Origin of the sequence: Enterobacter sp. CGMCC 5087 (genome assembly GCF_003144775.1) — a bacterium.
Taxonomy (GTDB): domain Bacteria; phylum Pseudomonadota; class Gammaproteobacteria; order Enterobacterales; family Enterobacteriaceae; genus Enterobacter; species Enterobacter cloacae_M.
Genome location: NZ_QFXN01000016.1, coordinates 1 through 11,963 on the forward strand (window position 1 = coordinate 1; position 11,963 = coordinate 11,963).

At 59.0% G+C, this 11,963-nt stretch carries 10 protein-coding genes; 5 read left to right on the plus strand and 5 right to left on the minus strand.

From position 1 onward, the window contains the following. The coding region (locus DEO48_RS00980) for an alpha/beta fold hydrolase (protein WP_146198226.1) at positions 1 to 388 on the plus strand (388 nt) is incomplete at its 5' end. A 30-nt stretch (positions 389 to 418) separates the two neighbouring features. On the opposite strand, the gene DEO48_RS00985 is transcribed toward DEO48_RS00980, so the two are convergent. Genes DEO48_RS00985 through DEO48_RS00995 form a run of 3 tightly spaced genes read right to left on the minus strand, consistent with a single transcriptional unit; the run spans position 419 to position 6,928 of the window. Beyond that, positions 419 to 2,596 (minus strand): virulence factor SrfC family protein, encoded by a 2,178-nt coding sequence (locus DEO48_RS00985; protein ID WP_109844066.1) that lies wholly within the window; start codon positions 2,594 to 2,596, stop codon positions 419 to 421. After that, entirely contained in the window at positions 2,593 to 5,574 is a 2,982-nt protein-coding gene (locus DEO48_RS00990) for a virulence factor SrfB (protein ID WP_109844067.1), read from the minus strand. The genes DEO48_RS00985 and DEO48_RS00990 overlap by 4 nt, the downstream gene beginning before the upstream one ends. Positions 5,575 to 5,578: 4 nt before the next feature. Then, positions 5,579 to 6,928, minus strand: coding sequence for an SrfA family protein (locus DEO48_RS00995; protein ID WP_109844068.1), 1,350 nt, complete (start codon positions 6,926 to 6,928; stop codon positions 5,579 to 5,581). Positions 6,929 to 7,211: 283 nt separating this feature from the next. Between DEO48_RS00995 and DEO48_RS01000 the strand changes: the two genes are divergently transcribed. Together DEO48_RS01000 and DEO48_RS01005 are read left to right on the plus strand one after the other, a co-directional pair. Then, entirely contained in the window at positions 7,212 to 8,810 is a 1,599-nt protein-coding gene (locus tag DEO48_RS01000; RefSeq protein ID WP_109844069.1) for an ABC transporter substrate-binding protein, read from the plus strand. A gap of 95 nt (positions 8,811 to 8,905) precedes the next feature. Next, a complete protein-coding gene (locus DEO48_RS01005) occupies positions 8,906 to 9,139 on the plus strand; it encodes a YdcY family protein (protein WP_047647612.1) in 234 nt (77 codons plus the stop codon). A 3-nt stretch (positions 9,140 to 9,142) separates the two neighbouring features. On the opposite strand, the gene DEO48_RS01010 is transcribed toward DEO48_RS01005, so the two are convergent. Together DEO48_RS01010 and DEO48_RS01015 are read right to left on the minus strand one after the other, a co-directional pair. Then, on the minus strand, positions 9,143 to 9,592 hold the full coding sequence (locus tag DEO48_RS01010) for a DMT family transporter (protein WP_109844070.1): 450 nt from the start codon (positions 9,590 to 9,592) through the stop codon (positions 9,143 to 9,145). Then, complete coding sequence (locus DEO48_RS01015) at positions 9,589 to 10,107, minus strand: GNAT family N-acetyltransferase (protein WP_045354167.1); 519 nt, start codon at positions 10,105 to 10,107, stop codon at positions 9,589 to 9,591. Before DEO48_RS01015 ends, DEO48_RS01010 begins: the two co-directional genes overlap by 4 nt. 148 nt (positions 10,108 to 10,255) lie before the next feature. On the opposite strand from DEO48_RS01015, the gene DEO48_RS01020 reads away from it, so the two are divergent. Next, positions 10,256 to 10,831: a helix-turn-helix domain-containing protein gene (locus DEO48_RS01020; RefSeq protein WP_023311983.1), complete on the plus strand. Its 576-nt coding sequence runs from the start codon at positions 10,256 to 10,258 to the stop codon at positions 10,829 to 10,831. Positions 10,832 to 10,896: 65 nt separating this feature from the next. Next, positions 10,897 to 11,937, plus strand: coding sequence for an NADP-dependent oxidoreductase (locus tag DEO48_RS01025; RefSeq protein ID WP_109844071.1), 1,041 nt, complete (start codon positions 10,897 to 10,899; stop codon positions 11,935 to 11,937). Positions 11,938 to 11,963 lie beyond the last annotated feature (26 nt).

Sequence of the window (11,963 nt, forward strand, 5' to 3'; positions counted from 1 at the left end):
GCCTAATTTTCACGCGGGCGGGGGCATGTTCAGCCGGTCTATTGCGGCGCAAACCGAGCAGCAGTTTCTGACGCAGGGCTATGACGCCATGCTCAGCGCGGAAAAAACGGCGTGGGCCGGGTGCCTGCAGAGCAATGCGCCGTATGCCGTCTGGCGGGGTGCATCGAGCCTGGTGGCGGGCGTTGAACCGGAATGGGAAGCGCAGTTCCTGTCACTCCCTTGCCCGGTAACGTTGATTTTCGGCGAGCTGTCTCTTCCGGATGACGATGTGGAAAGTCTGAAGCAAAAGGGCGTCGAGGTGAAAATCATTCCTGCGGCAGGGCATTCAATGTCGTGGGAAAACCCTTCTGCGCTGGCGCAGACGATCGTTGGCTGTATGGCGCGGTGAAAATGGCCCGCATGGCTGCGGGCCGACATCTCAGCGCAATAACGCCTGTAAAGCCCGGCGAGCACCGGGCTGAACATCATGCGGATGCTGGTAATCAATGTTCTCTATCGCGCGGCTATAGAGTGCGACCAGCCAGTCGTATACGTACGCGGTGGCCGCATGCACAGGCTGTTCTCCCAGTCGCGTCAAGCGAGGCTCGGCGCTGCTGACCACTGGCGTAACGAAGATGGCCTGCCCCTTGCGGATGCGGCTTGCCGGACGTGTTGCCACAGGCGTCTGGTCGTAACCCAGCCAGCCAATGAAATTGCCCATCACGGCATGCAGCTGTGCCGCGCTGCTTTTATCCGCTTCGACAATACGCTGAAGCTGTTGAGGCAGATCAAGCCGGTAGCTGGTGACCACCAGCACATCCGCGATTTGCTGTAATACCGAAGGCTCCAGCCCAAGGCGCGCGGCCGTTGCCTCATTGCGGCTCCACTGACGCAGATGATTTATCCAGACTCTGTGCGCCAGACGCGCTTTGTCTTTTGTCTGGAACAGACCGCTGCTTTCCTGGGTATTCTCGGCAAACAGGTCAATAGTGTCCGTAAACAGCCCGTTCACCTGCTCCTCGCGCGGCTGCTGAACGGCGAGCAGCGTTTCAAAGGCTTTCAGCGGCGGCAGGAGGCCTTCAAGCAGTTCGCCGTGGCGGGCGGCGCTGCTTTGCAGCGTGCGCACCATGTTTTCGGCCTGAGCGCGTCTTGTCCCCGGCTCTTCAACCAGCGGTGCCAGATAGCTCTGCATCAGCGATGAGAGCTCCTGTCGCAGCAAGCCTTTCAGCGTGCCGAGACGCTTCTGTCGCTGCGCGGGCAGCGTGGCCTGAGAGAGCCACTCAATGACGCGCTGCATGCTGTGGCTGTCCAGCGCCTGCAGCGTGCCCCAGCGTAAACCCGGCTTTCCAAGCAGATGCTGTACGGCTTCATCGAGATTCTGTCGGGTGGTAAAGCGGGCGTCGTGAGGGGTAATCGCCCACACCAGCCCCGGCAGGGCCGATTCTTCAGCAGGCTGCGTCTCCTTGACCCAGTTCATCAACACTTTTGCTTTTTTTGCCGTGTGTTCGTGCTGCGCCGTCGCGTTGCAAATCACCAGCACATCCGGCTGAAGCTGTTGACGGTAATGCTCGAGCAGCCACTGGGACTTCGCCTGGCGTAGCGGGTCGGCACGGTTATCTTCAAAAACCGGAATATCAATAATATCGACATTATCCAGCGCGCCGTTCTCAACCGGCAGCACCAGCTCGCGGGTCAGGAAGGCCAGAACGTCGACGGGGATGCTGATGGCGTTTAGCATTTCACCGCTATTCAGCGGATGAAGCAGCGTCTCCTGCGCGTCCTGAAGATCTAACGTGCCGTCGTGCGTCAGGAACCCTTCACCCGGCAGGCCAAAGCTGTCCACCAGCAGGCTAAGCGGGGCAGCAAGCTCGCCGGCATGGCTGGTCTGGTGCAGCACATGGGCCAGTTTTAACCACTGCTGGGTCAACTCCTGCTGCTCGCCCCACAGCAGCGACCAGACGCTGGCCCGCGTGCTGAGATCGAGAGAAGGCACCAGCCGGGCGAACTCATGCCACAGGGCATCATCAATTTGTTGTTTAGCGGCGGGTACGGTGCTTTGCCAGAAGCGGGCTATCGCACCCACTTCCTGAGCCGTGATACCGGGTACGCCCTGCGGCTGGCGCAGCCCGCGCCATTTCTCCAGACGTGTCTCAATGACCGCCTTATCTACCGCGCGCATCTGCGGATGCAGCGTCGAGCGGGCAATAAACAGCTGTACCAGCTCGGCCTCGGTGACCAGGCTTAGACGCAGCGGGAACGCCTCATCCGCCACCTCCGGGCTTTGCCGGGTGAAGCGGACGGCCATGTTGGTCAGGGCATGTCCCGGATTGATATGCGAAAAATAGTCAAAGGTGCGCTGGCCCGGCGTCACGTTCAGGCGTCCATTACCGCTGCCGCACAGGGATAACAGCAGATGGGCTTTCGCGCTCTGCGAATGACCGTAAAGCCCAATGCTGCTCTGACGCGTCATGGCGCGTTCAATGGCCTGCTCCCGCGCCTGCGCCGCGTTGATGCGAGCAAGCAGGGCGTCAGCATCGTTATCCAGCACAGGGGCGTTCAGGCGCGTCTCATTAATCCACCCGATTAAGGCCTGAGTGGTGGTCGTCGTCGCTGTCATTTCAGGTATACGCTCCCGCTGTCGATCCAGTAGTGGCTACCGCTGTGTCGGCGATCGGCCAAAGTATTCAGTTTGAAGGTTAATGCGTCAGGTGCAACAGGCGTGCCGTCCTGCAGCCAGGCATCGCTCAGCTCGAAGGCCTCAGGGCCTTCCTGCTTGCCGCCGCCGCAGAGCTTCAGCCGCACGTTCAGCACGCCGTCACCGGCAATGGCTTTCGCCAGTTCAGCCGAGTTGATGCTGAGCGTGTAGAGCGGCGTGGCGGGCCAGCGCGCGTTCGCCAGCTGGCGGAAGCCGAGGGTGACGTTACCGCGCAGCGGGAAGTGCAGACGCGCGTCGAGCTTCGCGCCCGGCTTATCGAGGTCGATATCCTGATACCAGACGTTTTCCTCGCGCAGGGTATTAACGGTGTTATCCAGCACGCCGAGATACCGCACGGTTGAATACGCGCCAATGTCCGCGGCTTTAAAGTTGAAGCGCGGCAGACGCAGGTCCAGCGCCAGGCTGCAGAGCATGGCTCCCACCGCGGCCGTTGATTTCGGGTTGCCAATGCGCCCCTGCTGGCTGAACGGATACCACTCGTGCACCTGGTATTTATCCAGCCAGACGATACGGTTGACCGGCACCGGCTGCAGATGGCGAATGAGCGCCTGAACGCCAGGCAGGCAGCCGGGGCGTCCGGTGATCAGCAGAATATCGCAGCTGTAATGGGATATCGCCTCGCACACCGCGTGAAGCGGCGAGGCCAGCGTAAACTGCCCGGCCAGCATCGCATCCTGCATTTCGCGGAAATTCACATGCAGCGGCACCGCGAACAGGTCAAACGCGTCTGAACCCGCAGGCAGGGCATGGTCGATCGCCTGCTGCAGATAATTCATTACGTTGCGGGTCGGTTTCTGCGGCAGGAGATCGCCAAAGGTGGCATGCAGACCGGCCAGCGGATCGTCAACGTCGCTCGATTCCCACGCGGCAAGAATGGCGTGGCCAATCGGCATAAACAGCTGAAGCGCCGTTTGCTGACGGAGTACGGCTTGGGTATCGATGCGCCCGGAGTCGCCGAACAGCGACGCCATCAGCAGCGAAGCGTCCGCGATACCGGATTTCTGCAGCTGCGTTTGCAGCGCGGGCAGCACGTAGCGCTGAATCACGTCCAGAAGCGTGTCGTCGCCCGCGACTTTAAAGCCTTCACGGAACAGCAGCTGCGGGGTGATTTTGACGTTATTGCCGGAGCCGTCGTCCAGCTGATAATGAGTGATCGCCATATCCGTTGTGCCGCCGCCGATGTCGATGGACGCGACGCGCAGCGCGCGGCCCGGCTGGCTACCCGGCTCAGGCTCACGGTCCGGGCGGGCCAGGGAGGCGAAGAAGGCTTCGGTCTGACCGCCAAAGCGGGAGATCGCTTCGTTATACAGCCAGACCAGCTGACCGCAGCTGGCTTCATCCCACTCCATCTGGATTTCAGGAACCGGCACCACGCTTTTATCCTGCTGTTTGCGGGTGACGAAATCCTCATCCTGCGGGTGCCAGCCCATCGCTTTCCAGACGATGGCGATGGCTTCAAACATGCGGCGACGGAAAATCTCGCGCTCCTGCTTGGGCATGGCCGAGGGAAGGGTCAGGATCAGGGTGCGCAGCTGGCGCGGCGATGCCGGGAAGCCCAGACGCAGGCGCGTGGCGACGCTGTTGATCTGCCCCAGCGCCTGCGCCAGCAGCTCGCACAGCATGTGCGTCATCAGCGTGCTGCGGCTGTACTGTGGCGAGAAGACCGGCAGGCGCTCGTCCTGCGGCAGCGTGAAGAGCGGTTCGCCGTCATCGTTCATCAGGTTCATCAGCGGAAACGCGGTGGCAAGCGGCTCACGCTGGGTTTTGCTGTTCATCTGGCTAAAGCGCCAGTCCTGCACGACCGGCGTTTCATCCCACAGGTAGCGACGCGGGCTGGAGATGCCGCTGTTGCCTTCGGTCCCCAGACGCTGCATCGCCAGCTTGCGCGCTTCATCGCCCACGCGAACAATCGACGGCCAGACAAAGGCGTCTTCGCGACCGCTTTCAACCGAGAAGTGCTGCTTGCCAAAGCGCGCTTCCGAAAACTCAAGACGGCTGGTGAACAGGGGCGCATTCAGGAACTGCGGCTCGCTTAGCGAGCGGACCTGCAGCTCGGCGGTCTGGCGCAGGCCATCGTTGGCGTCGCCGTGGTCTTCAATAATGACGCCGCAGGTGTGGGTATTGCCCACGTCGAGGATCAGGTCGACCGGAATGGCTGGCGTGCTGAGCGTATGGGTGACAAATTTCACTTCCGGTACGGTGAGCTGTTCACCGAGCATGGTCAGCAGGTTAAGCCAGTGGGCCTGATATTCAAAACTGCGCATCGCCTGCTGCAGGTCGCGTTCAGAGCGGTTCTCAACGCCGTCGGCATACTGGGTAAACGCCTCGCGCAGCCAGCCGTCAATCCAGGTCTGGTCGAGGAAACTTTCAACTTCGTTGTCTCGCCAGGCCAGCGCGAATCGGGTCCCGTTGAGAATATCGTTTTCAACCGGGGACAGGGCGGACGTGGCGTGTTCTGCAATCTGGCTGTCAAGGGCGAGCGTGACGCGGTGCGTATTGCCTGCCGTATCGGGTGTATCCAGCCTGCGCACCTGAACGCGGGCCCAGTTATCAGGCCCCTCAACAAAGGTCCGCGGTGGGTTGAAGCGCAGGAACGGAACCGGAAGCCAGACGCCGTCCAGCACCGCCAGGGACTGATGCAGCGGGATGGTGGTTTCCGGCTTAACCACTTCAGGATGCCCGCCGTTCGTTCCCGGCACGGTATAGCGCCCGTTAACCAGGTCGAAATCGAGCCGCAGCAGCGGGCCGTTCGCGGTTTTACGTACGAAGCGCCCGTTGCTGGCGGTGTCCTGCGGCGTCAGACCGAAATCAAGGAACTGCACGCCGCTGTTGGCAATAAGCGTGACGCTTTGTTTATAGTCGCAAAGATTAACCAGCATAGGATCAGGCACCTGCTTTCTTGAACGTCAGGGGAACGACGGTATTGGCATCATAACGGGCGCGACATTCTGCGATATCGCTGGCGCCTGCTTTACAGGCAACCTCCGGCATCGGGTAGCGGGAGCCGTCGGTGCAGCGGGCAGTACCGCGACTTTTAATCATCAGCTCGCCGTTGCTGTGCAGGCCGGAGAAGACCTCCGCGCGGCAGACTACGTTGTCGCCATGGACAACCCGGGCGAAGCCTTTATTGTTCTGGATCTGATAGCGCATTGACGGCGGCTTGCCGGTGACCGGATCTTTCACGTCCAGAACCGCACGCCAGGTACCGTTCAGGAAACGCGTCGATCCCGCTTTCACCTGATTCGCCTCCATCACCATGGCGTCTTTCGGGATGGCGACAATCACCACCGGAGCGGGCTGTGGCGCAGGAGCGGCCGGAGCCGCTTCTTTTTCTTTGCTGGCCACGACCTCTGCCTGATGCAGCGGTAATTTCAGGGCCAGCGGCTCAACCGCTTTGATCGGCTTTGGCGCAATCTCTACGGGCTGAGGTGCGGGCACCGGGGCGGGCTCAGCGGAAGGCGACTGTTTTGGCCACAGCAGCGGTGCGGCAATGGCGGCAACGATCGCGACGGCAACCGGCAGCGTCCACAGGGGGATACGGCGCTTTTTCGCGACGATCGGTACAGCCGGTTCCTGAACGGGTTGCGCAACGGCCGGTGCCGGCTCAGGCTCATACAGATCTTCCGGCGTGATACGCACCACCGTGGAAGGGGCGATCAGCGGCTCGTCGGCGTGTTCAAAGGCCACCACAGGTTCTGGCTCAGGCTCGGGTTCAGGATCTTCAATCACAACGGTGGCGGGCTCAGGGACCAGCGATTCACGCAGGCAGTCGAGAACATCGTCGCGCGCATTTTCGTTCAGGTTTACAAACCCCCAGAAGCTGATGACCGGCTTTCCGTCCACCAGGAAGAGGAAGTTTTCACCCGGGAACTGAAACGCCTTTGACAGCAGAGAGCCAAAAAGCTGCTGTGCGGTTTTGGGCGACTGGAGGCATTTCTTGCTTAACGACTCAACGCTGGCTAGCGTGTTTTCCAGATAGCGCAGGGCGCGATAACGGTCATCTTCATCGGCCGCTTTCCAGCTGGTTACGCTCCCTTCAACGGGGGAATACCAGTCCACGCGGTCACCGCTGTCGTTGACCTGAGGAATAGCCAGACAGTCGACGATGGCCTGTTGTTTGCGCAACCGGAGCGCTTCCCGGATTTGTAACGCTGATTCAAAAACGGCTTGTCCGCCGCCGCCAACGGCCTGAAAGTCATCCAGGTTACCGCTGCGTAAAAGAGTTTTTGCCACGATTTGATCCCATATACTTCTTCACACCGTTACTTTAACGAAACGAGGAAGCAACCAAACGGGGGAAGAGACGCTAAAAGGACCGATTTCTTGCGGCATAGAAAGTGATGGTTGTGCTTGACGAATAATGGCCCTTAAGGCAAATCACCTTTTTGGGCGCTGGCTGTTAAAACAGCAAAAAACGCGGCTTTAGAATAACCTGATAGTGTTTCGTTATTTGCCAGGTCATATCGCCTGTGCTGTTATTACTGTCTTATATAATAAAACTGTCAGGGTTATAACCATGTCTACAGGGAAAACACTGCTCGCCCTTGCGCTGAGCGCGCTGTTACCAGCCGGTGCCGCATGGGCGGCAAACAACGACACCCTTATTTACTGTTCTGAAGCGTCTCCCGAGTCCTTCAACCCGCAAATCGCCAGCTCTGGCCCGTCTTTTGTGGCCAGCTCTCAGGTACTGTACAACCGCCTGATCAATTTCGACCCGGTGAAAAACACACCGGTTCCGTCGCTGGCGGAGTCCTGGACGATTTCGCCGGACGGCAAGACCTATACCTTTGCCCTGCGCAAAGGGGTGAAGTTCAACAGCAATAAATACTTCAAACCGACGCGCGATTTTAACGCCGATGACGTTATTTTCTCGGTTCTGCGTCAGAAAGACCCTAAACACCCGTATCACAACGTGTCGCAGGGCAACTACGAATACTTTAACGATGTCGGTCTTGATAAGCTGATTCAGGACGTGAAAAAGGTCGACGACTATCACGTCCAGTTCACCCTCAGCGAGCCTAACGCCGCGTTTCTGGCCGACTGGGGGATGGATTTCGCCTCGATTCTCTCAGCCGAATACGCCGACGCGATGCTGAAAAAAGGCACGCCTGAAAACGTAGACACCTGGCCGATTGGTACCGGGCCTTATGTGCTGCAGCAGTATAAGGTGGATTCGCTGATCCGCTACGTTGCTAACCCGAACTACTGGGAAGGCGAAGTGCCGACGAAGCATCTCATCTTCTCCATTACGCCGAATGTGGAAACCCGCCTGGCGAAGCTGCAGACCAACGAGTGCCAGATCATTCCTGCACCGTCCCCGGTTCAGTTTGACGTCATCAAGAATAACAAAGACCTGACGCTGCACTCGGTCGATGCGCTGAACGTCGGCTATCTGGCGTTCAACACCGAGAAAAAACCGTTTGATAACGTGCTGGTCCGTCAGGCGCTTAACTACGCGACCGACAAGAAGGCTATCGTCAATGCGGTCTTTATGGGATCCGGTACGGTGGCAAAATCGCCGATCCCGCCAAATATGCTGGGCTTTAATAAAGACCTGAAGGACTACAGCTACGATCCTGAAAAAGCGAAAGCGCTGCTGAAGCAGGCGGGGCTGGAGAAGGGGGCGGAAGTCACGCTGTGGTCAATGCCGGTTCAGCGTCCGTACAACCCGAACTCGCGTCGTATCGCAGAGATGATCCAGAGCGACTGGGCGAAAGTCGGCGTGAAGGCCAAAATTGTCTCTTACGAGTGGGGTGAATATCTCTCCGGAATGCGTAAAGGCGAACATGACTCCGCGCTGTTTGGCTGGATGTCCGATAACGGTGACCCTGATAACTTTGCCGACGTGCTGCTGGGCTGCAACAGCATTAAAACCGGATCAAACGCCGCGCGCTGGTGCGATAAGGGTTATGATGCTCTGGTGCAAAAAGCGAAGCTGACCAGCAGCCCGGCCGAGCGCGCGAAACTTTACGGCCAGGCGCAGGAGATTTTCTACCAGCAGGCGCCGTGGATCGCACTGGCAAACGGGAAAACGTTCTATGCAACCCGCAGCAACGTGACCGGATACAGCGTGAGCCTGATGGGCAGCGATTTCTCTAAGGCGAAGCTTAACTAATATGTTGCCCGGTGGCGCTGCGCTTACCGGGCCTACGGTTCCCCTGTAGGCCGGGTAAGGCGCAGCCGCCACCCGGCGATTCACAAGGAGTGACAATGTCACATTTAAACGAAGTTACCGCCCGTGTGGATGCCGCTATTGAAGAGAGCGTCATCACCCATATGAATGAACTGCTGATCGAATTAAGCGATGACGCAGAGCTCAGCCGTGAAGAACGCTACACCCAGCAGCAGCGTCTGCGTACCGCGATTTCGCACCACGGTAAGCAGCATAAAGAGGAGTTGGACGCGCGTGAGGAACAGCTGACCAAAGGCGGCACCATACTGTAGCGATCAAAACTGTCGCCGCGCCACCAGCCAGGCCCCGACGACCAGCATCACCGCGCCGCACGCCGGGCCAATCAGGGCGCGCAGCGGAACGCCGTTGCTCCTCAGCACGTCCATCACCAGCCCGCCAATCAGCTGGCTTGCTACCAGCACGGCGATAGTCGTCGCCGCGCCAACGTTCTGATACCCGCTGATGCTGGCAAACACGAAAAACGACCCCAGCAGCCCCGGAATAAGCGTCCACCAGCGTACCGTTGCGGCCAGCTCGCTGAATCCGGCGACGCCCTGTTTCAGCAGCAGAATGCTGACAAACAGCACAATGCCGACCAGAGAGTTCAGCAGCATCGCGATAAGAATGGTGGAGGAAGACTGGGTGATACGCACCATTAAGGTATTTTGCACCACCAGACCAATTCCCGCCGCCACCAGAAACGCCAGCGTCAGTGACTGATTCATGGGATAGCGTCCGGATCGCTGCGCTCGTCCAGCTGCAGCTGCATAAAGGTCAAGTCCAGCCAGCGGCCAAACTTGGTTCCCACCTGCGGCATCTGCCCCGTGGTGACAAAACCAAGCGTTTCGTGGAGGTGAATCGAGGCATGGTTTTGCGCTTCAATACCGGCCACCATTACGTGTTTACCGATGGCGCGGGCCTCGTTAATCAGCGCGACCATCAGCGTGCGGCCAATGCCTTGTCCCTGATGATCCGGGTGGACGTAGACCGAATGCTCAACCGTATGACGGAAACCGTCGAAGGCGCGCCAGTCGCCGAAAGAGGCGTAACCGGTGATAACGCCGTTTTCCTCGCTCACAAGAACCGGGTAACCCGCGAGCGTGCGCGCCTCAAACCAGGCGATTCGGTTATCGGTATCGACGGTTTTATCGTTCCAGATCGCGGCAGTATGCAGCACCGCGTGGTTGTAGATTTCGCCTATCGCAGCGCAGTCTTCCTTGCAGGCATGACGAACGATCATGATTAACCCTCTGTGTGTTGTTCACTATAGTATTACGTTATTCCTACGATATTACACAACCGTATAGCCCGAACGCTACGGCATAAGCCATATTTTTTTGTTATCAAAAGCCCATTGAAATGCCTTTCATACACTATAGTATGACGTCATGAACACCATAACAGACACAATGAATCAACGGATTAGCGCAAGAATTCGCCTTGAACGCGAGTCTCGCGGATGGTCCCTGAGCGAGCTTGCTGACCGGGCAGGGGTCTCGCGCGCGATGATCCACAAGATTGAACGCGGAGACAGCAGCCCGACAGCCACCTTGCTTGCCCGCCTGTCCGGCGCGTTTGGCATCAGCATGTCAACGCTTATTGCCCGGGCCGAAATGCAGGAGGGCAAGCTGCTGCGCCTCGCAAACCAGCCCGTCTGGCGAGATCCGCAGACGCACTACCTCCGCCGCCATGTTTCTCCCCGCACCGATCTGCCCATCGACCTTGTTCAGGTTGAACTGCCCGCGGGCAGCGATGTTCCGATGCCTGCATCTTCTTACGCGCTGGCACGTCAGCTTATCTGGCTCCAGTCCGGCGAGCTGGTGTTTCAGGAGGGCGATACGCGCCACGAAATGCACGCCGGAGACTGTCTCGAGCTGGGGCCGCCAAATGACTGCAGGTTCATCAACGAAACGAATGAAACCTGCATCTATCTGGTTGTACGGCTTAACCAGTCTGCCTCGTAATGCTAATGCGATAACGCCGATCGTGAGCCAGGCTGTAATGACATTTGTACCAGAAGGAGATCCCGATGAATCAACCTGTTTCGCAAAATCGCCGCTGGGTACTGGCCTCTCGTCCGCAGGGTGCGCCGGTCGCGGAAAATTTTCGTCTCGAAACGCAGCCTGTTCCCGCCCCGGCTGAGGGACAGCTTTTGCTGCGCACCGTCTGGCTGTCGCTGGACCCTTACATGCGGGGGCGTATGAGCGATGCGCCATCCTATTCCCCTCCGGTTGAGATTGGCGCGGTGATGGTGGGGGGAACGGTCAGCCGCGTTGAACAGTCAAATCATCCCGACTTCAAAGCCGGGGAGTGGGTGCTGGGCTACAGCGGCTGGCAGGAATATGAACTCTCAGACGGCAGCGGCCTGGTGAAGCTGGGCGAAAATCCGTCGCATCCTTCCTGGGCGCTGGGTATTCTGGGCATGCCGGGCTTTACCGCCTATATGGGATTGCTGGATATCGGGCAGCCAAAAGCGGGCGAAACGCTGGTGGTCGCCGCGGCGACAGGCCCGGTTGGCGCGACCGTCGGGCAGATCGGTAAAATCAAAGGTTGCCGGGTAGTCGGCGTCGCCGGTGGGGCTGAAAAATGCCGCCATGCCGTTGAGGTCCTCGGGTTTGACCTCTGTCTGGATCACCACGCGGCCGACTTTGCCGAACAGCTGAAACGCGCCTGCCCGAACGGGATTGACGTCTATTATGAAAACGTCGGCGGGAAAGTATTTGACGCCGTGCTGCCGTTACTGAATACCTCCGCGCGCGTCCCTGTGTGCGGTCTGGTGAGCGGCTACAATGCGACGGGCCTGCCCGAGGGGCCGGATCGCCTGCCGCTCCTGATGGCGACCATCCTGAAGAAACGCATTCGTATGCAGGGCTTTATCATCGGCCAGGATTACGGTCACCGCATTAAGGAGTTCCAGGAAGCGATGGGACGCTGGGTGCAGGAGGGCAAAATTCACTATCGCGAACAGATAACGGACGGGCTGGAGAACGCGCCCGAGGCGCTGATTGGCCTGCTTGAAGGGCGTAACTTCGGCAAAGTCGTGATTCGCGTCGCGAGTGACAATAAATAAACGGCACTATGGCGGGGTTTCCCGCC

Excerpts from the sequence above, each read along its gene's own strand:
- DEO48_RS01015 (WP_045354167.1), bottom strand. The coding sequence starts at position 10,107 with ATGATCGTTCGTCATGCCTGCAAGGAAGACTGCGCTGCGATAGGCGAA.
- DEO48_RS01010 (WP_109844070.1), bottom strand. The coding sequence starts at position 9,592 with ATGAATCAGTCACTGACGCTGGCGTTTCTGGTGGCGGCGGGAATTGGT.
- DEO48_RS00985 (WP_109844066.1), bottom strand. The coding sequence starts at position 2,596 with ATGACAGCGACGACGACCACCACTCAGGCCTTAATCGGGTGGATTAAT.
- DEO48_RS01020 (WP_023311983.1), top strand. The coding sequence starts at position 10,256 with ATGAACACCATAACAGACACAATGAATCAACGGATTAGCGCAAGAATT.
- DEO48_RS01005 (WP_047647612.1), top strand. The coding sequence starts at position 8,906 with ATGTCACATTTAAACGAAGTTACCGCCCGTGTGGATGCCGCTATTGAA.
- DEO48_RS00990 (WP_109844067.1), bottom strand. The coding sequence starts at position 5,574 with ATGCTGGTTAATCTTTGCGACTATAAACAAAGCGTCACGCTTATTGCC.
- DEO48_RS01000 (WP_109844069.1), top strand. The coding sequence starts at position 7,212 with ATGTCTACAGGGAAAACACTGCTCGCCCTTGCGCTGAGCGCGCTGTTA.
- DEO48_RS01025 (WP_109844071.1), top strand. The coding sequence starts at position 10,897 with ATGAATCAACCTGTTTCGCAAAATCGCCGCTGGGTACTGGCCTCTCGT.